General features: G+C 43.4%; 25 protein-coding genes. 20 read left to right on the top strand and 5 right to left on the bottom strand.

Annotation, left to right across the window (positions count from 1 at the left end; all coding sequences use genetic code 11):
* The first annotated feature begins 8 nt into the window (after positions 1-8).
* The 8 genes from murA to PCY11_RS02355 all read left to right on the top strand — a co-directional run bounded on the left by murA (position 9) and on the right by PCY11_RS02355 (position 8,582).
* Positions 9-1,292, top strand: a complete 1,284-nt coding sequence (murA, locus tag PCY11_RS02390; RefSeq protein WP_301362417.1) for a UDP-N-acetylglucosamine 1-carboxyvinyltransferase — start codon at positions 9-11, stop codon at positions 1,290-1,292.
* Entirely contained in the window at positions 1,282-1,470 is a 189-nt protein-coding gene (locus tag PCY11_RS02385; protein ID WP_024056063.1) for a DNA-directed RNA polymerase subunit beta, read from the top strand. The genes murA and PCY11_RS02385 overlap by 11 nt, the downstream gene beginning before the upstream one ends.
* Before the next feature lie 82 nt (positions 1,471-1,552).
* Positions 1,553-2,392: a DNA/RNA non-specific endonuclease gene (locus PCY11_RS02380; protein WP_301362416.1), complete on the top strand. Its 840-nt coding sequence runs from the start codon at positions 1,553-1,555 to the stop codon at positions 2,390-2,392.
* An 81-nt stretch (positions 2,393-2,473) separates the two neighbouring features.
* A complete protein-coding gene (locus PCY11_RS02375) occupies positions 2,474-3,196 on the top strand; it encodes a M57 family metalloprotease (RefSeq protein ID WP_021152905.1) in 723 nt (240 codons plus the stop codon).
* A gap of 104 nt (positions 3,197-3,300) precedes the next feature.
* The gene (locus PCY11_RS02370) at positions 3,301-5,208 is read left to right on the top strand and encodes an ABC-F family ATP-binding cassette domain-containing protein (RefSeq protein ID WP_301362414.1); all 1,908 of its coding nucleotides are present in this window, start codon (positions 3,301-3,303) and stop codon (positions 5,206-5,208) included.
* Positions 5,209-6,081: an XRE/MutR family transcriptional regulator gene (locus PCY11_RS02365; protein ID WP_301362413.1), complete on the top strand. Its 873-nt coding sequence runs from the start codon at positions 5,209-5,211 to the stop codon at positions 6,079-6,081.
* Between the two features lie 25 nt (positions 6,082-6,106).
* A complete protein-coding gene (locus tag PCY11_RS02360; protein ID WP_201089826.1) occupies positions 6,107-7,264 on the top strand; it encodes an MFS transporter in 1,158 nt (385 codons plus the stop codon).
* A gap of 130 nt (positions 7,265-7,394) precedes the next feature.
* Positions 7,395-8,582 carry an MFS transporter gene (locus PCY11_RS02355; RefSeq protein ID WP_301362412.1) on the top strand — a complete coding sequence of 396 codons (1,188 nt, stop codon included), beginning with the start codon at positions 7,395-7,397 and terminating at the stop codon, positions 8,580-8,582.
* Positions 8,583-8,605: 23 nt separating this feature from the next.
* Here the strand turns inward: PCY11_RS02355 and PCY11_RS02350 are convergent, their stop codons facing one another.
* From PCY11_RS02350 to murT, 3 genes are read right to left on the bottom strand one after another with little or no spacing between them, the layout of a single operon-like run.
* On the bottom strand, positions 8,606-8,890 hold the full coding sequence (locus PCY11_RS02350; protein WP_024056107.1) for a lipopolysaccharide assembly protein LapA domain-containing protein: 285 nt from the start codon (positions 8,888-8,890) through the stop codon (positions 8,606-8,608).
* Between the two features lie 10 nt (positions 8,891-8,900).
* The gene (gene gatD, locus PCY11_RS02345; protein ID WP_045759263.1) at positions 8,901-9,689 is read right to left on the bottom strand and encodes a lipid II isoglutaminyl synthase subunit GatD; all 789 of its coding nucleotides are present in this window, start codon (positions 9,687-9,689) and stop codon (positions 8,901-8,903) included.
* Positions 9,689-11,032 carry a lipid II isoglutaminyl synthase subunit MurT gene (murT, locus tag PCY11_RS02340; RefSeq protein ID WP_301362410.1) on the bottom strand — a complete coding sequence of 448 codons (1,344 nt, stop codon included), beginning with the start codon at positions 11,030-11,032 and terminating at the stop codon, positions 9,689-9,691. Before murT ends, gatD begins: the two co-directional genes overlap by 1 nt.
* Positions 11,033-11,135: 103 nt before the next feature.
* Here murT and cdaA point away from each other — a divergent pair, with 103 nt between their 5' ends.
* The 11 genes from cdaA to whiA all read left to right on the top strand — a co-directional run bounded on the left by cdaA (position 11,136) and on the right by whiA (position 20,528).
* Complete coding sequence (gene cdaA / locus PCY11_RS02335) at positions 11,136-11,984, top strand: diadenylate cyclase CdaA (protein WP_070465636.1); 849 nt, start codon at positions 11,136-11,138, stop codon at positions 11,982-11,984.
* Positions 11,981-12,730, top strand: coding sequence for a YbbR-like domain-containing protein (locus PCY11_RS02330; RefSeq protein ID WP_301362409.1), 750 nt, complete (start codon positions 11,981-11,983; stop codon positions 12,728-12,730). Before cdaA ends, PCY11_RS02330 begins: the two co-directional genes overlap by 4 nt.
* A 22-nt stretch (positions 12,731-12,752) precedes the next feature.
* The gene (glmM, locus tag PCY11_RS02325; protein ID WP_023917722.1) at positions 12,753-14,102 is read left to right on the top strand and encodes a phosphoglucosamine mutase; all 1,350 of its coding nucleotides are present in this window, start codon (positions 12,753-12,755) and stop codon (positions 14,100-14,102) included.
* A gap of 47 nt (positions 14,103-14,149) precedes the next feature.
* Complete coding sequence (locus PCY11_RS02320) at positions 14,150-15,457, top strand: LPXTG cell wall anchor domain-containing protein (RefSeq protein WP_070845441.1); 1,308 nt, start codon at positions 14,150-14,152, stop codon at positions 15,455-15,457.
* A gap of 117 nt (positions 15,458-15,574) precedes the next feature.
* A complete protein-coding gene (locus tag PCY11_RS02315) occupies positions 15,575-15,706 on the top strand; it encodes a DUF4044 domain-containing protein (protein WP_003011566.1) in 132 nt (43 codons plus the stop codon).
* A 33-nt stretch (positions 15,707-15,739) separates the two neighbouring features.
* A complete protein-coding gene (gene obgE / locus PCY11_RS02310) occupies positions 15,740-17,053 on the top strand; it encodes a GTPase ObgE (protein ID WP_023917726.1) in 1,314 nt (437 codons plus the stop codon).
* Positions 17,054-17,104: 51 nt separating this feature from the next.
* Entirely contained in the window at positions 17,105-17,269 is a 165-nt protein-coding gene (locus PCY11_RS02305; RefSeq protein ID WP_003006512.1) for a hypothetical protein, read from the top strand.
* Between the two features lie 18 nt (positions 17,270-17,287).
* Entirely contained in the window at positions 17,288-17,671 is a 384-nt protein-coding gene (locus PCY11_RS02300) for a RidA family protein (protein WP_003006514.1), read from the top strand.
* A gap of 78 nt (positions 17,672-17,749) precedes the next feature.
* Positions 17,750-18,640, top strand: a complete 891-nt coding sequence (rapZ, locus tag PCY11_RS02295; protein ID WP_070845442.1) for an RNase adapter RapZ — start codon at positions 17,750-17,752, stop codon at positions 18,638-18,640.
* Positions 18,637-19,614 carry a YvcK family protein gene (locus tag PCY11_RS02290; protein ID WP_003017791.1) on the top strand — a complete coding sequence of 326 codons (978 nt, stop codon included), beginning with the start codon at positions 18,637-18,639 and terminating at the stop codon, positions 19,612-19,614. The genes rapZ and PCY11_RS02290 overlap by 4 nt, the downstream gene beginning before the upstream one ends.
* Complete coding sequence (gene whiA, locus PCY11_RS02285) at positions 19,611-20,528, top strand: DNA-binding protein WhiA (protein WP_049474808.1); 918 nt, start codon at positions 19,611-19,613, stop codon at positions 20,526-20,528. The genes PCY11_RS02290 and whiA overlap by 4 nt, the downstream gene beginning before the upstream one ends.
* 22 nt (positions 20,529-20,550) lie before the next feature.
* Here whiA and PCY11_RS02280 read toward each other — a convergent pair whose 3' ends face one another.
* On the bottom strand, positions 20,551-21,519 hold the full coding sequence (locus PCY11_RS02280; RefSeq protein WP_024055510.1) for an NAD(P)/FAD-dependent oxidoreductase: 969 nt from the start codon (positions 21,517-21,519) through the stop codon (positions 20,551-20,553).
* A gap of 178 nt (positions 21,520-21,697) precedes the next feature.
* Between PCY11_RS02280 and rpsU the strand changes: the two genes are divergently transcribed.
* On the top strand, positions 21,698-21,874 hold the full coding sequence (gene rpsU, locus PCY11_RS02275; protein WP_000048054.1) for a 30S ribosomal protein S21: 177 nt from the start codon (positions 21,698-21,700) through the stop codon (positions 21,872-21,874).
* A 101-nt stretch (positions 21,875-21,975) separates the two neighbouring features.
* Here the strand turns inward: rpsU and mscL are convergent, their stop codons facing one another.
* A complete protein-coding gene (gene mscL / locus PCY11_RS02270) occupies positions 21,976-22,356 on the bottom strand; it encodes a large conductance mechanosensitive channel protein MscL (RefSeq protein WP_201089782.1) in 381 nt (126 codons plus the stop codon).
* Between the last annotated feature and the right edge of the window lie 87 nt (positions 22,357-22,443).

The raw sequence follows: 22,443 nt of genomic DNA, 5'->3' as shown, positions 1-22,443 counted from the left end.
AATCCCGTATGGAAAAAATAATCGTTAATGGTGGTCATAATCGACTGGTTGGAACCGTCAAAATCGAAGGAGCAAAAAATGCTGTCCTTCCTCTTCTTGCTGCAACAGTTCTAGCAAGCGAGGGCGTGACAACCTTGAAAAATGTACCTGTTTTATCAGATGTCTTTACAATGAACAATGTTGTTCGTGGGTTGAATGCACAAGTAACCTTCAATGAAGAAGACAATACGGTTGTCGTAGATGCACGAGAGAAATTGTCTGAGGAAGCGCCTTATAAATATGTGAGTAAGATGCGGGCTTCTATCGTTGTCTTGGGTCCTGTCTTGGCACGCAATGGCCATGCCAAAGTTTCCATGCCTGGAGGCTGTACGATCGGGAGTCGTCCGATTGACCTTCATCTCAAAGGTCTGGAAGCTATGGGAGCTGAAATTACCCAAACAGCCGGCTATATTGAAGCAAAAGCAGATCGTCTCAAGGGTGCACACATCTATATGGACTTCCCATCAGTAGGGGCGACACAAAATATTATGATGGCGGCAACCTTGGCAGATGGAGTCACGGTGATTGAAAATGCAGCTCGGGAACCTGAAATTGTTGACCTAGCTCTTTTGCTCAACAAAATGGGAGCTACTGTCAAGGGGGCAGGAACTGAGACCTTAACCATCGTCGGTGTGGAGAGCTTGCACGGGGCAGACCACAATGTTGTACAAGACCGCATCGAAGCTGGAACCTTTATGATTGGGGCAGCCATGACGGGTGGAGATGTCTTGATCGAAGATGCCATTTGGGAACACAATCGTCCGTTGCTGTCTAAGATGCAGGAGATGGGCGTGACGGTAACCGAAGAAGAAAATGGAATTCGGATTCAATCGGATATCAGTAAGCTCCGTCCAGTGACCGTTAAAACTCTTCCGTACCCAGGATTCCCAACTGATATGCAGGCTCAATTTACAGCCTTGATGGCCATGGCTAAGGGTGAGTCCACCATGATTGAAACCGTCTTTGAGAATCGTTTCCAACATTTGGAAGAGATGCGTCGAATGGGCGTTCACTCAGATATTATGCGGGATACAGCTCGTATCGTAGGAGGTGAAAGCTTCCAAGGTGCAGAGGTCATGTCGACCGATTTGCGCGCGAGTGCAACGCTTGTCTTGATGGGCTTAGTGGCAGAAGGAGAAACAAAGGTCAGCAAATTAAGTCACTTAGATCGTGGTTATTATCAATTCCATGAGAAATTGGTGGCACTAGGTGCAGACGTGAAACGTGTAGAGGAAGAAGACGATGAAAACTAATCTTCGCTATGTTGGAAAACAGCTAGGAATTGTCCTCCTGTTGGCTGTGATTGCCATCATCATTTTTGCAGTTGGTTTGGTCATTGGCTATGGAGTGATTGGAGATGGAAAAAATCCATGGTCCATTCTCTCTCCGGATACCTGGTCAGAAATCATTGGGAAGCTAACCGGCAAATAAGATTTAAATAACATTGAGTAAAAAGGAGAGCAGCGAATCGAGTCAGTGACCCATCTAGCGCTGCTCTTTTTTGGAGAGAGGCATGACAAAACAAACGTTAACCAAACGAACCAAACAAACCTTAGCAGGTTTTGTGGTGGCAACAGCCCTAGCAATCGGGGGCTATTATTTTAATCAACCGACGATAAAAGAAGCGACGGATCAGGTTGTTTCGGTGGTGACGAGTAGCCAACAAGAAACACCCAGTAAAGAGTTAGCTAGCTCTGTACTAACGAAATCTGCTCGTTCACAATTAGGAAATGACATAGAATGGAATGGCGCTGGAGCCTTTGTCGTTAAGGGCAATCGAACAGATTTGGATGCCAGTGTGGCTAGTCAACCCTATGCGGATAACAAGACAAAAGAAGTCAATGGAAAGACCGTACCGACAGTGGCCAATGCCATCATGACTAAGGCGACTCGTCAGTACAGAGATCGCGATGCAACAGGAAGTGGCCTAACCGATTGGAAACCTGCAGGTTGGCATCAGGTTCATAATCTGTCAGGCGAGTACGACCATGCTGTGGATAGAGGTCATCTATTGGGCTACGCCTTGATCGGCAATCTTAAAGGCTTTGACGCCTCTACTAGCAATCCCAAAAATATCGCCGTTCAAACGGCTTGGTCCAATCAAGCCAATGATCCTCATTCCACTGGTCAAAACTACTACGAGACCCTGGTCCGAAAAGCACTGGATAAGAACAAGCGGATCCGCTATCGGGTGACCTTGATCTACAACCATCCAGAAGATCTGATTCCATTAGGTTCTCAGATCGAAGCTAAATCGAGTGATGGGACCCTTGAGTTCAATGTCTTTGTTCCCAATGTTCAAAGTGGGATTAGCCTGGATTACCAGACAGGAAAAGTAACCGTTCATCAATAAGCTGGAAAGCGCAGTTATTTAAGTTATTTTTAAGAATGAGGTGTTACAATTGCATACCTTCTTTAAGAGAAAGGAGAATGTATGAGAACCATTTTTCGATTTTTCAGAGGAATCCTTCGCATGGCTTGGAGTCTTTTTTGGGGATTTTTCTGGACCATTGCCATCAGTTTTCTCGTCCTAGTGGGAATCATCTATTTCACAGATTCTCCTAGTTCTGGTATGGATGGATTTGGCCGAGCCGCCCAAAAGGTTGTCTATCAAGTCGGCAATTTATTTGGTGATCAAGGCTTTGCATCGCGCTTTGGGATGGCGCCTAGCTCACAGACCACGCAGACGGACAATCATGAGCATAGTGGCGCTCGCTGGGAAAAAGCGGAAGCTACGGTCTACCTGGATCCCAATATCAGTCAAACTTTTGTAAAAGCTTATCGGGATGCTATTGAGGCTTGGAACCAAACAGGCGCCTTTACCTTCAAGCTGGTTACAAATGAAAAAGAGGCTAATGTGGTCTTGACGGAAATGGATAACGCATCGGTTTCTGCTGCAGGAGAGACTGCTTCTCAGACCAACCTCTTAACCAACCGCTTCACCCACATCACAGTTCGTCTCAATCGCCATTATCTTTTAAACTATGTCTATAACTATAGTTATGATCGGATTGTCAATACAGCTGAGCATGAGCTAGGCCATGCGATAGGGCTGGATCACACTGATGGAGAATCGGTCATGCAACCGGCCGGCTCTTTCTACAGTATTCAGGATACAGATGTGGAAGCAGTCCGACAATTATACAAGGAAGAATAAGTTTTTAAATACTTTCTAAAAGTTCTGAGCCTCAAGGGGCTCAGGATTTTTTTGATGGCTCGTCTTTCCTTGTTTAATCTGAAAAAAGATAGTAAAATAGGGACATGATTATTTTACAAGCCAACAAAATTGAACGCTCTTTTGCAGGGGAGGTTCTTTTTGATAATATCAGCCTGCAAGTGGATGAACGAGACCGGATTGCCCTGGTTGGAAAGAACGGAGCCGGCAAGTCTACGCTCTTAAAAATCTTGGTGGGAGAAGAAGAGCCGACTTCTGGGGAAATCAATAAAAAGCGGGATCTTTCTCTCTCTTATTTAGCCCAGGATAGCCGCTTTGAGTCGTCCAATACCATCTACGATGAGATGCTCCATGTCTTTGACGACCTCCGTAAAACGGAGAAAACTTTGCGGCAGATGGAGCTTGAGATGGGGGAAAAAACTGGGGCTGACTTAGAAAAACTCATGCAGGACTATGACCGTCTCTCGGAAGAATTCCGTCAGGCAGGTGGTTTTACCTATGAGGCAGATATCCGTGCGATTCTCAACGGCTTCAAGTTCGATGAGTCCATGTGGCAGATGAAGATTGAAGAGCTGTCTGGTGGGCAAAATACCCGTCTAGCTCTGGCCAAGATGCTCTTAGAAAAACCAAATCTCTTGGTACTGGACGAGCCAACCAACCACTTGGATATTGAGACCATCGCCTGGTTGGAAAATTACTTGGTTAATTATAGCGGAGCTCTTCTCATTGTCAGCCACGACCGGTATTTCCTAGACAAGGTCGCCACCATTACACTGGACTTGACCAAGCATTCCTTGGATCGCTATGTCGGCAATTACTCCAGCTTTGTCGAGCAAAAAGAACAAAAATTGCTGACCGAAGCCAAAAACTACGAGAAGCAACAAAAAGAAATAGCAGCTCTGGAAGACTTTGTTAATCGCAATTTGGTGCGGGCTTCGACTACCAAGCGGGCTCAGTCTCGGCGTAAGCAGTTGGAAAAAATGGAGCGTCTAGACAAGCCGGAAGCTGGGACCAAGTCTGCCCATATGACCTTCCATTCCGATAAGACATCTGGAAATGTCGTCCTGACAGTAGAAGAGGCAGCCGTCGGCTATGACGATCAAATCCTCTCAGAGCCTATTAATTTGGATATCCGCAAGATGAATGCAGTCGCCATTGTGGGACCAAATGGGATCGGGAAATCTACTCTTATCAAGTCCATCGTCGGGCAGATTCCTTTTATCAAGGGTGAAGCTCGTTTTGGAGCCAATGTCGAGGTGGGCTACTATGACCAGACCCAAAGTAAACTAACGCCTCACAACAGTGTCTTGGATGAGCTCTGGAATGATTTTAAACTGACGCCAGAAGTGGAAATTCGCAATCGCCTGGGAGCCTTTCTTTTCTCTGGGGATGATGTCAAGAAAACCGTCGGCATGCTGTCGGGTGGAGAGCGGGCCCGCTTGCTTCTAGCTAAGCTGTCCATGGAAAATAACAATTTTTTGATTCTCGACGAGCCGACCAACCACTTGGACATCGATAGCAAGGAAGTGCTGGAGAATGCCTTAATTGATTTTGACGGCACCTTGCTCTTTGTCAGCCACGACCGTTACTTTATCAATCGGGTTGCTACACAAGTTTTGGAACTCTCAGAAGAAGGCTCAACTCTTTATCTAGGAGACTACGACTATTATCTGGAGAAAAAAGCTGAGTTAGAGGCCCTTGCTGCAGCACAAGCAGAATCTGTACCTGCTTCTTCATCGGAAGAAGTCACTAGCAATGACTATCACTTGCAGAAGCAAAACCAGAAGGAACTCCGGAAAATCACTCGTCGCATTGAGCAATTGGAAGCGGAGATGGAAGAGCTGGATCAAAAAATCCAAGACATCACCGAAACCATGCATAGCACCAACGATGCAGCCGACTTGGTTCAACTCCAGAGCGAGCTGGATCAACTGACTGTTCAGCAGGAAGCGGTCATGGAAGAGTGGGCAGAACTGTCAGAGCAGGTGGAATAGATGGAAGATTTAGGCAAAGTTTTTCGTGAATTTCGAATCAGTAAGAATTATTCGTTGAAAGAAGCTGCAGGAGAAGCTTGCTCGACTTCCCAATTATCCCGTTTTGAATTGGGGGAGTCGGATCTAGCTGCTTCGCGTTTCTTTGAAATTTTGGACAATATCCATGTGACGATTGAGAATTTTATGGATAAGGCCAGAAATTTTCAACACCATGAGCATGTCGCCTTAATTGCACAACTGGTTCCTCTTTATTATGCAAACGACATTGCGGGTTTTCAAAAGCTTCAAGAAGAGGAACTTGAAAAGGCTAAAGGTTCGACCAGTCCCCTTTATTTTGAATTGAACTGGATTTTGTTACAAGGGCTGATTTGCCAGAGAGATGCCAGCTACACGATGAAGCAACGTGATCTGGAAAAGGTGGCAGATTATCTCTTTCAAACGGAAGAATGGACCATGTATGAGTTGATCCTCTTTGGCAATCTTTATAGCTTTTATGATGTGGATTATGTCACTCGGCTTGGTAGAGAAGTGATGGAGCGGGAAGATTTCTACCAAGAAATTGGTCGCCATCGAAAACTGGTCTTAATTCTGGCTCTGAATTGTTACCAGCATTGTTTAGAACACCGTTCTTTTGAAAATGCCAGCTATTTTGAAGCCTATGTAGAAAAGATTATCGGGAAGAGCATCAAACTCTACGAACGCAATGTCTTTCATTATCTCAAGGGATTTGCTCGGTACCAAAAGGGGCAAGCAGAAAGAGGGCGGCAGCAAATGCAGGAAGCCATGCACATTTTTGATGTGCTTGGACTGCCAGAGCAGGTAGCTTACTATCAGGAACACTTTGATAAATTTGTGAAAGATAAATGTTCCTAAATAGGACAGAGATAAAGGAGATTTTATGAACCGACATGCGGTCCAATTAATTAGTCGTGGAGCTATTAACAAAATTGGAAATATGCTCTATGACTATGGAAACAGTGTCTGGCTGGCCTCGATGGGGACTATAGGAAAGACGGTATTAGGGATCTATCAGATTTCTGAATTAGTGACCGGGATTCTCGTGAATCCTTTTGGAGGCGTGATTTCAGACCGTTTTTCTCGTCGCAAGATTTTGATGACGACCGACTTGGTTTGTGGTCTCCTTTGTATGGCGATTTCTTTTATCACAAATGATAGCTTGATGATTGCGGCTCTTATTTTTGCCAATATTGTTCAGGCCATTGCCTTTGGTTTTTCTCGACCTGCCAATAAAGCCATTATTACCGAGGTAGTAGAGAAAGAAGAGATTGTGACCTATAACGCTCACTTGGAGTTAGTCTTACAGGTTGTTAGTGTCTGTTCACCTGTTTTTTCTTTCCTAGTTCTACAATTTGCCAGTCTTCATATGACCCTCTTATTAGATGCACTGACCTTTTTCATTGCTTTTGTCCTAGTGTCTTTCCTTCCGAAAGAAGAAGCTAAGGTTCAAGAGAGAAAACAGTTTACCGGGAAAGATATTTTTTCTGATATCAAGGATGGGTTAGACTATATCTGGCATCAGAAAGAGATTTTCTTTCTCTTATTAGTGGCTTCTAGCGTCAATTTCTTTTTTGCGGCTTTTGAGTTTTTACTTCCCTTCTCGAATCGTCTATACGGGGTTAAAGGAGCTTATGCGACCATTTTAACGCTGGGAGCTATTGGATCTATTCTAGGAGCACTTGTTGCCAATAAAATAACATCAAGTATGAAAATTCTCCTGTTTTTACTGCTCATGGCAGGGGTCGGAGTGTTCATGATGGGCTTGTCTCTTCCACCTTATCTTTCTTTTTCGGGAAATCTGGTCTGTGAATTTTTTGTGACCATTTTCGACATCCACGTTTTTACCCAAGTACAAACCAAGGTGGAAGATGATTATCTGGGGAGAGTCTTGAGCACAATTTATTCCTTGGCTGTTCTCTTTATGCCTATCGCCAAAGGGTTGATGACTTGGTTGCCAAGCGTCCGTATGGAATCATTTCTTTTTATTGGAGCTGGAGTTATTCTCTTTTCACTCTTGGCTCAGCTAGTAGCTAAGTAGCTTCAATCAAAAGAACAGTAGGGATCCTTTGATAAATTTGCAAACCATTATTTTTCCCAAATAGGGGACAAAATGAAAACCTCTTTCATGAACTGATACAATAGTTTCAGAAAATGAAGGAGGTTTTTTTATGAATCGACATGCAGTCCAATTAATTGCTCGTGGAGCTATCGATAAAATAGGGAATATGCTCTATGATTATGGGAATAGTGTTTGGCTGGCTTCAATGGGTACGGTGGGAAAGACGGTGTTAGGGATTTATCAAATTTCGGAGTTGGTGACAGCGATACTAGCTAATCCATTTGGTGGCGTGATCTCAGATCGTTTTTCCCGTCGCAAGATTTTGATGACGACCGACTTGGTTTGTGGCCTCCTTTGTTTGGGCATTTCTTTTATCACAAATGATAGCTTGATGATTGCAGGCCTGATTGTTGCCAATATTGTCCAGGCCATAGCCTTTGCTTTTTCACGACCTGCTAATAAAGCCATTATCACAGAATTTGTAGAAAAAGATGAGATTGTGATCTATAATGCTCACTTGGAGTTGGTCTTACAGGTTGTAAGTGTCAGCTCTCCTGTGTTCTCTTTCCTTGTTTTACAATTTGCCAGTCTCCATGCGACCCTCTTACTGGATGCCCTGACTTTTTTCATCGCCTTCGTTCTGGTGGCATTCCTTCCGAAAGAAGAAGCTAAGGTTCAAGAGAAGAAAAAATTTACAGGAAAAGATATTTTTTCGGATATGAAAGATGGACTAAACTACATCTGGCATCAAAAAGAAATTTTCTTTCTCTTATTAGTAGCTTCCAGCATGAATTTCTTTTTTGCGGCTTTTGAGTTTTTGCTTCCTTTTTCCAATCGCCTTTACGGGGTCAAAGGAGCCTATGCGACCATCTTAACCATGGGGGCTATTGGCTCTATCATCGGAGCCTTGATCGCTAATAAATTTAAATCAAGCATGAAGATGCTTCTCTTCTTATTGATTTTAACAGGAGTGGGAGTAGTTATGATGGGCTTGCCCCTTCCGCCTCTTCTTTCCTTTTCTGGAAATTTAGTCTGTGAACTCTTTATGACGATTTTTAATATCCACTTTTTTACCCAAGTGCAAACCAAGGTGGAAGGAGACTATCTGGGCAGGGTCTTAAGCACGATTTTTACCCTAGCCATTCTCTTTATGCCGGTAGCTAAAGGTTTGATGACCTGGTTACCAAGTGTTCGAGTAGAATCCTTTCTCCTGATAGGAGCTGGCGTCATTCTCTTTTCACTCCTAGCTCAAGTAGTCGCCAAGAAATTACAAGCAAAAGAAGGTACATCAGCATGAAAAAAGCACCGATCGGTGCTTTTTTAGTTGTTATTTTTTTCTTCTATTTTAACTTCTTTCTTTTCTTCCTCTAGTTGCTTTTGAGTGCTCTTGAGTTCTTTTTTTAGTGAGAAGCCCTTTGAAAAATTAACCAAGGTCATGACAAATGCACCCAAGAGGACACAGAGCAAGATCAGAATGATCAAGGGCAATTTAAATTGGACCAAGAGGAAATTTACGGTAACCGATTGCATGTTTGCAAGGGAAATACCAGCAATCAATAAAATTAAAAGTAATAAAGCAATGTAGTGTAGATTATTTTTGTTCATCATTATCTCCTTATTGTTCAGTAGGGGCCTTGCTTTTCACATCAGCGTACTCTTCCGGCTGCTCTAGGCTTAGAATCTCCTCATAAGCCGGTAGGGAAAGGTCCTTGCCATATTTATTTTTTAAAGCAGTGCTCACTAGGCGATAGGCCAAATTGGCATTTCGGGACAAGATAGGACCGTGGAAGTAGCTGCCAAAGACGTTCTTGTAATGAACCCCTTCGCATCCATCTTCTTTGTTGTTCCCATTTCCATAGACGACCTTGCCCAGTGGTTTTTCATCCTCAGCCAAGAAGGTCCGACCTTGGTGGTTCTCAAAACCATAATAGGTTTCGTTAAATTCTTCGTTATGGATTTTGATATCACCGATATAGCGGTTGTTGACTTGGTTGAGCGTATAGTGGCCCATAATACCGAGGCCCTCAATGCGTTTGCCAGAAGCTTCAATGTAGTATTGGCCTAGAAGTTGAAAGCCACCACAGATAGCAAGGACTACCCCATCGTCATGAATAAAGCGTTCGAGGTCTTCTTTTTTATCTGGTAGATCCTCGGATACAATGGTCTGTTCGTAGTCTTGCCCGCCGCCGAAAAAGGCGATATCGTAGGCATCAGGGTCGAACCGGTCTTTGAGAGAGACGATATCAACAGTGACATGGGCTCCAAGCTTTTCCGCAACGTACTTGAGCATGAGGATATTTCCATTGTCCCCATAGGTATTCATTAAGTTGCCATAGAGATGGGCAATGCGCAGGCTGTAGGGATACTGTGCCTGATCAGAAGATTCTAGGGAAGTATAAGTCATTAGTGCATCTCCTTTTCAATCAGGTGTTCTTGGGCCAAGAGTTCACGGAACTCAAGCATGGCCGTATAAGTGGCTAAGATATAGGCGTGAGGGGTTTCCTGTTGCTGGATGCGTTGGAAGACCTCTTTTAATTCAGCCATTTCTGTGATCTGGTCAGCAGGATAGCCAGTGACCCGGAGTCGCCGAGCGATCTCAGAGTGGCGTACTCCTCCGGCGTTAATCTCTGAGATGTCCATCTGGGTGATTTGCTCAAAGTCCGCATCCCAAATCCAGCTGGTGTCGATTCCGTCTGCATAATTCGCATTAAGGAGGACTGATAAGCTAAAGGAATAAGGGGCTAGTTTGATCATTTCGATAGCCTGAGTAGCTCCAACTGGATTCTTAATCAGAACCAAGGTACATTCCTTATCCCCAATCTTAAAGGTTTCCTGACGACCAAAGACAGCGCGACTGCGATCAAATCCTTGCTTAATCACTTCAGGTTGCACTCCAAAGAATCCAGCAACGGAAACAGCAGCTAAGGCATTGTAGATGTTGTAGAGACCGCCGATATTGATGTGGTAGTCTTGGCCTTGAATCCGGAATTGGGAAGAGCGCTGGGTTAAAGAGAGGAGGTCCGATACGGCATAGGTCAGAGGTGGCCGGTGGAAACCACAGTGCTCACAGATATAATCTCCCAGGTTAGCATAGGTATTGAGCTTGTACTTGAGGATGTTGTGGCAATGCGGGCACAGGATTCCTTCTGTATTGTAATGAGCTAGTTGTGGCTCTGATTTGTCTGTATCAAATCCATAATATTGGATCGGATTGGACAAGGTCTGACTATTAAAGAGCGGACTATCTCCATTTAACAGAACCGTCGCAGTTGGGACCTTGTGAATGGCATCCAAAATCATTTGGTAGGTCGTATAGATCTCACCGTAGCGGTCCATCTGATCCCGGAAAATATTGGTGACCACAAAAAGGCTGGGCTTAATATAATCACAAATCCGAGAGAGGCTGGCCTCGTCAATTTCAAGTACCGCAATCGGTCGATTTGATTTCGAATGCTTAGCCCGTAAGAAGGTCGTTGTAATCCCAGAGATCATATTGGCCCCGCTTGGATTGGTCAAAATCGGTCCAAACGCTTCTTGGAGAATACCTACGGTTAGTGCAGTGGTCAGGGTTTTCCCATTTGTCCCTGTAATCACAACAATCTCATAGTTTTTGGCCAGTTGACTGAGAATATCTTTATCAAATTTGAGGGCTACTTTACCTGGTAGGGTTGATCCCCGCCCCATTTTTTCTAGAATAGAGCCGGAAAGCTTTCCTGCCAGAAGGCCCAAGGTTGTATTTATCTTCATAAATCATATTTTATCATAAAAAGCATCAGAAGGTTACAGAAAAATCTGTTGAAACATGTTATAATAAGGTGATGTCTTTTAGAGAAGTGGTAGGTATGAGAATATGAATATTCAACAGTTTACAAATCCACAATTTTGGACCAGTTTGTTCCCGAATTGGTGGAGTATTATTATCAATATCATCGATATTGCCCTGGTGGCTTGGTTGTTGTATTTTTTGATCAAGGCCATCGTAGGGACTAAGATCATGATTTTGGTTCGTGGAGTTATTATCTTTTTCTTGGTGCAGTTTTTAGCCAATTTCTTAGGGCTCACGACTATTTCATGGCTGATCAATCAAGTGATTACTTATGGGGTTATCGCCCTGGTTGTGATTTTCTCCCCTGAGATTCGGATTGGTTTAGAGCGTCTGGGTCGGGCGACAGAATTCTTTACGACGAGTGAAGTCAGTCAGGAAGAGAAGATGGTGCAGGCCTACGTTAAGGCAGTAGCTTATATGAGCCCACGTAAGATTGGTGCCTTGGTAGCTATTCAAGGAGCTAGAACCCTTCAGGAATATATTTCCACAGGGATTCCTCTAGATGCAGATATTTCAGGAGAATTGCTGATTAATATCTTCATTCCAAATACTCCTCTGCACGATGGAGCGGTCATTGTTCGCAATGATAAAATCGCTGTTTCTTGTGCCTACCTGCCCTTGACCGAAAACACTGGAATTTCAAAAGAGTTCGGAACGCGTCACCGCGCAGCCATTGGTTTGTCTGAAGTCTCTGATGCTTTTACCTTTGTGGTATCAGAAGAAACGGGCGGGATCTCTGTGACTTACAATGGAACTTTCCGACACGATTTAACCTTAGACGAGTTCGAGGTAGAATTGAGAGCCTTCTTGGTTCCTGAAGAGAATAAAACGACTAGTTGGAAAGAGCGTCTATTTGGGAGGGTGACAAAATGAGATCGAAAAAAGAATTTCTTTATGTTTTCTCTTCCGTCTTATTGTCCTTTATCTTGTTTATCAATGCATCTTCCTTTAATTTTCAAAATAATAGCAGCGCTAGACAAGTGAGTTCAGAGACCTACACCAATACCTTGACCAATATTCCGATTGATGCCAAGTACAATGACAAGACATACTTTGTCAGTGGGTTAACATCGGAAGTAACAGTCTTTCTAAAGGGTTCAAACCGGGTCGCTCTAGCAAGCGAAATGCAGCCGGGAACTCGGAAGTTTCGCGTGGTAGCGGATATTCGTAAGGCCAAGGAAGGTACCGTTGAAGTGCCGTTGATTGTGGAAGATCTTCCGGCTGGTTTGACCGCAACCGTAGAGCCTCAGAAAGTTTCTGTAAAAATCGGGAAGAAAGCGAAAAAATCGTTTGCTGTTAGAGCAACGATTCCAGACAATCAAATTGTAGATGGAATAACGGTTTCGAATATTTCTCTTGAAACCACCAAAGTAGAAGTGACCAGCGATCAAGAAACCTTGAGTCGCATTGATCATGTCCAAGCGGTCTTCCCATCCAGTGAGATCATTAGTGGAAATTATAGCGGAACTATTTCCTTAAATGCAGTAGATGCTCAAGGAAATGTTCTACCAGGTTTGGTCAAGCCGAGTGAAACACGGATTCAAGTGACCACAAAGAGTAGCTCGTCTACGTCAAGCTCAAGCAGTTCGTCGTCGACTTCCTCCAGTTCAAGTAATTAGAAAGTAAAAAAGGTAATAAAGAATGGGTAAATATTTTGGAACGGACGGTGTCCGTGGAGAAGCAAATGTAGAATTAACGCCAGAATTGGCTTTTAAACTAGGCCGTTTCGGTGGCTATGTCTTGAGCCAACATGAAGAAGAAACACCTTTGGTGTTTGTTGGACGTGATACGCGTATTTCTGGTGAAATGTTGGAGCATGCCTTAATTGCTGGCCTCTTATCTGTTGGAATTCGCGTCTACAAGTTGGGTGTAATTGCAACGCCAGGTGTCGCTTATCTAGTTCGTACGGAAAAAGCCAGCGCCGGAGTGATGATTTCTGCTAGCCACAATCCAGCCTTGGACAATGGCATCAAATTCTTTGGTGGTGATGGCTTCAAATTGGATGATGATCGCGAACTTGAAATTGAAGCCTTGCTTGATGCGGCTGAAGATACGCTTCCACGTCCAAGTGCACAAGGTTTAGGAACGGTCATGGAATATCCAGAAGGCTTGCGTAAGTATCAAGAATTCCTTGTCTCGACAGGCGTTCAACTCGAAGGCATGCACGTAGTCTTAGATACAGCAAATGGTGCAGCCTCTACTAGTGCGCGTCAAATCTTTGCAGATTTGGGAGCTCAATTGACCGTCATCGGTGAAAACCCAGATGGTTTGAACATCAATGATGGGGTTGGTTCTACTCACCCAGAGCATTTGCAAGAGAAAGTAAAAGAAGTAGGCGCAGCGATTGGTCTTGCCTTTGACGGAGACAGCGATCGCTTGATTGCTGTTGATGAAAATGGAGAGATTGTAGACGGAGATAAGATCATGTACATCATCGGTTCTTATCTTTCAAGCAAAGGCTTGCTCGAAAAAAATACGATCGTCACAACCGTCATGTCTAATCTCGGCTTCCACAAGGCATTGGATGCGAAGGGGATTCAAAAAGAAATCACAGCTGTTGGAGATCGTTATGTGGTCGAAGAGATGCGCAAATCAGGATACAATCTTGGTGGTGAACAATCTGGTCACGTAGTCATCATGGATTACAATACAACTGGTGATGGTCAATTAACAGGCGTTCAATTGACTAAAATCATGCAAGAAACCGGCAAGAAATTATCTGAATTGGCTGCTGAAGTAACCATTTATCCACAAAAACTCGTCAATATCCGGGTTGAAAATAGCATGAAAGACAAGGCGATGGAAGTGCCTGCTATTCGTGAAATCATTGAAAAAATGGAAGCGGAAATGGCAGGAAATGGACGCATCCTCGTGCGTCCAAGTGGAACTGAACCCCTCCTTCGTGTGATGGCAGAAGCACCTACACATGAAGAAGTGGACTACTATGTAGATACCATTGCTGCAGTTGTTCAAGCAGAAATCGGACTTTAACCTTGTAAAAAACATGGCTCGCAAATAGGCGAGCAGAGGAGGTATATATGAAACAGGTTCGTCAAATTGTATGGGCACTTGCCTTAGTGCTAACGATTCTATTCACAGCTGGTTTGACTAAAACAATTCATGCTGCAGAAGTCTCATCATATACACAGACAGCACGTCTAACGAAAGACGGTAACACGCTAACAAATGGGAGCAAGGTGTTGACAAATGAAAAATTGTCAGCAAGTATTTATTTAGCCTTTCCAGATTCGCAAACTATTCAAGCTGGTGATACCTTAACTCTTAGTTTGCCAAAAGAATTAGCCCTCTACACAGCATTGGAATTCAATGTTCTTGAGGAAGGCCAATCAAATGGTCAGACGGTGGGGAAAGCTGTCGTTGATACAGCTAAGAAAACAGTGACCGTTACCTTTAATGATTATTTCGCATCTCATCCACTCAACAAACGAGTTGCTCTTCATTTTGATGTAAAAGTAGACTCAGAAGTAGTTACAAAAACATCTCCAATCCAGTTTAAACTAGGAAATACAGATTTTTCATTGAATTATGAAAAAACAGCTGGAGAAGCTGGAGACTATGAGATGAAATACGGCTACCAAGATAAGTCTGATCCAACCATTATCAAATGGCGGATTCTCTTAAATGCTCGCCAAGATATGCTTCGAGGAATGGTCATTAAAGACCAATTCGGAGATGGCTTAACATTGGTTGAAGGGAGCTTACGCGCTGTTCGTTATGCTCCTGTCCAAGGTGGGATTAAGAACGAAGCTCAGATCTTAAGTCTCCCAGTTCTGGATAACTTTACTAAAAAAGCTGTTTTCGATAAGAATGCAGATGGAAAGACCACTGGTTTTACAATTGAATTTGGTGATAACTACAATTGGCCAATGTATATTGAATATTCTACAAAAGTGGCACCTGGAACGAAAGTAGGCGATATTGTCCATAATACGTTAACATGGACGGCAACCAATTTCCCAGCACCGCGTAGTTTAACCCGTGAAGTGCGATTGGAAACAGGATCTGGCGAAGGATTGGGTGAGAAAGAACAAACGCCACCGACATCTAGCTCAACCTCCTCATCAAGTTCTAGTTCTTCATCAAGCTCTAGTTCTTCATCAAGCTCATCATCTTCAACGAGTTCTAGCTCTACATCGAACTCAACATCCACATCAAGTTCTTCATTGAAATCATCTTCATCTTCTGTTAAAGAAGAAGCTCCAAAACCTGGTAAGAAAAAAGTTCTTCCAAGTACAGGTGAAAAGATGACACCGGTGGTTCTTGTCATGGGTGTCTTCCTAGCAATTCTATCAGTTGGCGTTTTACGTGTAAGAAAAGATTCCTAAATCTATTCATAAAAGATCAGACATCTGTCTGGTCTTTTTGTGTAGGCTCGATTTGAAAAATCCCCTATTTCGTGGTAAAATAGGGCTAATGAATTTATAGTAATCGAGGTATTAGAAGTGGCTTTTGGAGATAACGGAAAACGTAAAAAAACACCATTTGAAATGATCACGATGGTGGTCATTGTGATTATGTTGATTGTAACGGTTGGTGCAATCTTTGCAACCGCAATTGGTGCTCTTTCTTACTAAGACGCACGCAGAAATAAAGGAAATCATCTATTTATGAGTATGTTTTTAGATACAGCCAAGATTAAGGTCAAGGCTGGAAATGGCGGCGATGGCATGGTGGCTTTTCGCCGTGAAAAATATGTCCCTAATGGCGGACCTTGGGGTGGTGATGGAGGTCGTGGTGGCAATGTCATCTTCGTAGTAGACGAAGGCTTGCGCACCTTGATGGACTTCCGTTATAACCGGCATTTCAAAGCCCAAAATGGGGAAAAAGGAATGACCAAAGGGATGCACGGACGGGGAGCAGAAGATCTCTATGTTCGGGTTCCTCAAGGAACGACCGTCCGAGATGCCGAGACTGGCAAGGTCATTACGGACCTAGTTGAAAATGGACAAGAGTACATTGTCGCCCACGGTGGCCGTGGCGGACGTGGAAACATTCGTTTTGCCACTCCTAAAAATCCAGCCCCAGAGATTTCTGAGAATGGGGAACCTGGTCAGGAACGTGAACTCGAATTAGAACTCAAGGTCTTGGCAGACGTTGGTTTGGTTGGCTTCCCATCAGTAGGGAAATCAACTCTTCTCAGTGTCATTACTTCTGCCAAACCAAAGATTGGAGCTTATCATTTCACAACCATCGTTCCAAACTTGGGCATGGTTCGGACGCCGTCAGGTGAATCCTTTGCAGTCGCAGACCTTCCTGGATTGATTGAAGGAGCTAGCCAAGGTGTCGGACTCGGAACCCAGTTCCTTCGTCACATCGAGCGCACCCGGGTTATCTTGCATGTTATCGATATGTCAGCCAGTGAAGGACGCGATCCTTACGAAGATTATGTTCAAATCAATAAAGAGCTTGAAACCTATAATCTTCGTTTGATGGAGCGACCTCAGATTATCGTGGCAAATAAGATGGATATGCCAGAGAGTCAAGAAAACTTGAAAGAGTTCAAGAAGAAATTGGCGGCCAATTACGATGAGTTTGATGAACTGCCACAGATCTTCCCGATCTCTAGTTTGGCGCATCAAGGTTTGGACAACTTGTTAGAAGCAACGGCAGAATTGTTAGACAAAACACCAGAATTCCTCTTGTATTCAGAAGACGAAATGGCCCAAGAAGAAGTCTACTATGGCTTTGATGAAGACCAGCCAGCCTTTGACATCAGTCGGGATGACGATGCCGCTTGGGTCTTGTCTGGTGAAAAACTTGAAAAACTCTTTAATATGACGAATTTCGATCGTGATGAAGCGGTCATGAAATTTGCTCGTCAATTGCGTGGCATGGGGGTTGATGAAGCTCTCCGTGCGCGTGGAGCAAAAGATGGCGATATCGTCCGGATCGGTAAATTTGAATTTGAGTTTGTAGATTAGGATAGATCCCCAGCGGATCAAGGATTCCAAATAAGAAGTGAGGCTTTTTCAGTGGGAGATAAACCAATATCTTTTCGAGATGAAAATGGAAATTTTGTTTCAGCAGCCGATGTTTGGAATGCTGAAAAACTAGAAGAACTCTTTAATACGCTAAATCCTAAGCGCAAATTACGCTTACAAAGGGAAAAATTAGCAAAAGAAAACCAGCAGAAGTAAATAGACTTGGAGAATACTATGGCAAAAACAATTCATACAGATAAAGCACCCGCAGCAATTGGACCTTATGTTCAAGGGAAAATTGTAGGGAATCTTCTCTTTGCAAGCGGACAAGTTCCCTTGTCACCTGAAACAGGCGAAATCATTGGCGAAACCATCCAAGAACAAACAGAGCAAGTCTTAAAGAACATTGGGGCTATTTTGGAAGAGGCTGGGACAGACTTCGACCACGTGGTGAAAACCACTTGTTTCTTAAGTGATATGAATGACTTTGTACCTTTTAATGAGGTCTATAAAACAGTCTTTACTACAGAGTTTCCAGCTCGGTCTGCTGTTGAAGTAGCACGCCTGCCACGTGATGTGAAGGTTGAAATTGAAGTTATTGCGGAAATCAAAGCCTAATAACCATTCAAAGACAAAAAAGACAGAGTGGAGAGCAGGAAACTGTAGGCCACTCTGTTTTATTTATGGGAGGAGAAAATGACAGAAAGTAAGATTCAACTGGTCATGGTAACAGGGATGAGCGGTGCTGGAAAGACCGTCGCCATCCAATCGTTTGAGGATTTGGGTTACTTTACCATCGATAATATGCCACCGGCGCTCTTGCTGAAATTTATTGAGCTCATGCGCCACAGTCCCGATAACAATAAATTAGCCGTTGTTGTGGACATGCGGAGCCGTTCTTTTTTCAATGAAATTCGCACCATTTTGGATGAATTGGATAACCAAGAAGACCTCGATTTCAAGGTCTTGTTCTTGGATGCCACTGACAGTGAGTTGGTAGCACGATACAAGGAAACTCGTCGTAGTCACCCACTAGCGGCAGATGGCCGTGTCTTGGATGGGATTGCCTTAGAGCGCGAACTCTTGTCACCATTAAAAAATATCAGTCAAAATGTGGTGGATACGACTGAGTTGACGCCTCGTAATTTGAGAAAAACGATCGCAGAACAATTTGCCAGTCAAGATAATCAGCCAGATTTTCGGGTTGAGGTCATGTCATTTGGGTTTAAATATGGCCTTCCGATCGATGCTGACCTTGTCTTTGACGTGCGTTTCCTTCCAAACCCCTACTACAAATTGGAACTTCGGAATTTAACCGGTCAAGATCTAGCTGTCTATGATTACGTCATGGATCACCCTGAATCAGAGGACTTTTATCGTCACCTCCATGACTTGATCGTTCCTATTTTACCGTCTTATAAACGGGAGGGTAAATCCGTTCTCACCATCGCTATGGGCTGTACCGGTGGGCAACACCGTTCAGTAGCCTTTGCAGAGCGCTTAGCGCATGATTTAGAAAAAAATTGGCAAGTCAATTGCAGTCATAGAGACAAGGACAGACGGAAAGAAACGGTGAATCGCTCATGAGAAAACCTAAAGTAACCGTTATTGGAGGAGGAACAGGAATTTCTGTTATCCTCGATAGTCTGAGAAAGAAACCGGTCGACATCACTGCCATCGTAACCGTTGCAGATGATGGCGGGAGTTCAGGTGAATTGCGGAAGAACATCCAAAAATTGACACCACCTGGAGATCTTCGAAATGTGCTGGTTGCCATGTCAGATATGCCTCGTTTTTATGAGAAGGTCTTTCAATACCGCTTTGCTGACGATGATGGCCCTTTGGCCGGTCACCCTTTGGGAAACTTGATCATTGCAGGGATTTCAGAGATGCAAGGCTCGACCTATAATGCCATGCAATTGTTAACCAAGTTCTTTCATACGACCGGCAAGATCTATCCTTCCAGTGATAGTCCCTTGACCCTTCATGCCGTCTTTCAAGATGGAAAAGAAGTGGTAGGAGAAAGCCACATTGCTAACTACACTGGCATGATTGATCATGTCTATGTGACCAATACCTTCGATCAAGAGCGGCCAAAAGCTAGTAAGAAAGTGGTGGAAGCTATTCTTGAAAGTGATATGGTTGTCTTGGGTCCTGGTTCGCTCTTTACCTCGATCCTTCCTAATTTGATGATCGATGAGATTGGGAAAGCCATCCTTGAAACCAAGGCTCAGGTAGCCTATGTTTGTAACATCATGACCCAAAGAGGAGAAACCGAGCATTTCACAGATAGTGACCACGTGGCCGTGCTTCACAAGCACTTGGGAGAAAAGTTCATCGACACCGTCCTTGTCAATATCAATCAGGTTCCCGCAGCTTATATGAACAGCAATAAATTTGATGAATACTTGGTCCAGGTAGAGCATGATTTTAAGGGCTTGCACTCGCAAGTTCCCCAAGTGATTTCTTCCGATTTCTTAAAGCTGGTCAACGGGGGAGCTTTTCATGATGGTGAAAAAGTGGTCGAAGAGCTGATGCAGATCGTGCAGGTGAGAAAATGAGTTTTACGGTTCGTGTCAAAGAAGAATTATTGTCTCTCAAGCGATTTGAAAAGAGTGAATTAGCTGCTATTATCAAGATGTCTGGGAGCCTCGGCATATCAATGGGCGGCTTGACGCTCTCGGTAACGACAGAAAATGCCAAGATCGCTCGCCATATCTATGAATTATTGCATCATTTTTATGAGGCCAAATCAGATATTCGCCACCATCAAAAAACCAATTTGAAAAAGAATCGTGTCTACACAGTATTCTTGGATGAAAAGGTAGAAGAAATTTTAGCTGACTTGCATTTGGCAGATGCCTTCTTTGGGATTGAGACAGGCATTGATGCTAGTGTTTTAGAAGATGAAGCAGCTAGCCGTGCTTATCTTCGAGGAGCTTTTCTGTCGAGTGGTTCGATAAAAGATCCTGAAAAAGGGAAGTACCAGCTGGAAATTCATTCTGTTTATACAGACCACGCGGAAGGAATTGCTCTTCTCATGCAAGGATTTTTACTAGATGCGAAAACCATCGAGCGTAAAAAGGGTGTCGTAACCTATTTGCAACGAGCGGAAGATATTATTGATTTTCTAATTGTAGTAGAGGCCATGCAAGCCATGCAAGAATTTGAGTCCATCAAGGTCATGAGAGAGACGCGCAATGACCTCAATCGGGCTAATAATGCCGAGATGGCCAATATCCAGCGCACAGTCACAGCCAGTATGAAAACCATCAATAATATCAGTAAAATTGTGGATACGGTTGGTCTAGGAAGTTTACCAAGTGACCTGCAAGAAGTTGCCTATATCCGGATGAATCATCCAGATTATTCTATCCAGCAGATCGCTGATAGTTTGCAACAACCTATTTCAAAAAGCGGTGTTAACCACCGCTTACGTAAGATCAATAAGATCGCAGACGATTTAGACAAATAAAAAAGGCCAAAGGCCTTTTTTATTATAAACTAGTTGAGTGCGTTGGTTGGACTTTCTTATCTGGATAGATGTAGTTGATGGCATTGTTTACAGCTGTTGGAGCTTCCCCCAGACCTGTAGCGATGAGATCAATCTTTCCTTCGTAGAAGCAGCAGTCTCCACAGGCATAAATTCCAGGAAGGCTGGTTTCTTGTTTTTGGTTCACCTTGATTTTATGGCGTTGCAATTCTACACCCCATTCTTTCAAGTTTCCGATAGAAGATTTAAAACCATAGTTGACAAATAAGTGATCAATCGGGATAAGTTCGGTTTCATCGGATTTGACTTTTGTGATTTCAAGATGAGTGGCATGACCATTTTCGCCAATCAAGCGGCTAGGAACAAATGGTGTTTTGATGCTGACAGAAGATTGTTTGAGCTCTTCTACGCTATGTTCCAAGGCACGGAAGTTGTCCCGACGGTGAACGATTGTAGTTGGAGCAATCTTGTCAAAAGCAAGAGCCCAGTCCACAGCAGAGTCCCCCCCACCAAGGACGGTCACCTGCTGTCCTTCATATTGTTGGATATTTGATACGTGGTAGTGGACGTTATCAAAGTCTTCAGCCCCCTCGATATCAAGAGCACGTGGTTTAAAGGCACCGCCACCCATGGCAATGATGACGGCTTTAGACTGATGCACTTGGCGAGAAGTAGTGATAGTGAAGAGGTCGCCCTCTTTTTGAATATCCTCTACAGTTTCATTGAGGAAGATCGGTGTATCGAATCGTTTGACTTGCTCGATCAAGCGGTTGCTCAATTCTTCACCTGTTAAATTGGTAAATCCGGGTACATCGAGGATACTTTTTTCTGGATAGAGAATGGCTGGTTGTCCTCCAAGTTGAGGTAAGGAATCAATCAGTTTGACTTTAACTTGGCGCATATTGCCATAAAAAGCAGCAAACAGACCAACTGGTCCGCCCCCAACAATCGTAATATCATAAATTTCTGACATGGTATCTCCTTCAGGGTTTTCTTTGTTTCCATTGTATCATAAAATAGGAAGAATGAAAAAGTCGGAAAAAGAAATAGCATGAAGGCTAGGAAGGCTAGAAAAGTTTCAAAAGATCTTGACAGCACCTTTAAAGTATGATAAAATAATTAAGATTTTAGGCTTGAAGGGAGTGAAAAATATGTCAAAAACAGTAGTACGTAAGAATGAATCTCTTGACGATGCTCTTCGTCGTTTCAAACGTGCGGTTACTAAAGCTGGTACTCTTCAAGAAACACGCAAACGTGAATTCTATGAAAAACCTTCTGTAAAACGTAAACGTAAATCAGAAGCAGCTCGTAAACGTAAAAAATTCTAATTGAATACAGAAACAGACTTCGGTCTGTTTTTTGTTTTTTCTCATCCATCAAAGACAAAAAAACCGACCTTCCAGCTAGAAGATCGGATCTTTTTATCTGATTATTTGTTTGCAAGCAAGTCGCGGATTTCAGCAAGCAACTCTTCTTGAGTAGGAGCTGGAGCTTCTTCTTCGACAGCTTCTTCTTTTTTACCAAGGTTCTGTGCTTTTTCAGCAGCTTTAACGATAAAGAAGAGAACAGTTCCGATGACGATGAAGTTGATTACTGCGCTCAAGAAGCTACCGTAAGCAACACCGTTCCATGACAATTCGGCGATTTTATCAACACCAGCAGATTTCAAAGCTGGGTTCAAAATAAGTGGTGTGATGATATCGTTAACAAGTGATGTCACGATGGCACCAAATGCAGCCCCGATAATCACTGCAACAGCAAGGTCAACAACGTTTCCACGAAGGAGGAAAGCTTTCAATTCTTTTAACATATCCTATATATGTCCTTTCATAATAATTTTTTACTATGATAGTATAACGGAAAAATATGCGACTGACAAGAAATATGCCTAATTTTC

This window comes from Streptococcus sp. SP8, assembly GCF_030440045.1.
GTDB lineage: Bacteria > Bacillota > Bacilli > Lactobacillales > Streptococcaceae > Streptococcus > Streptococcus parasanguinis_I.
The sequence above is the reverse complement of the archived record's forward strand: the minus strand, read 5'-3'. Positions and strand labels throughout refer to the sequence as shown.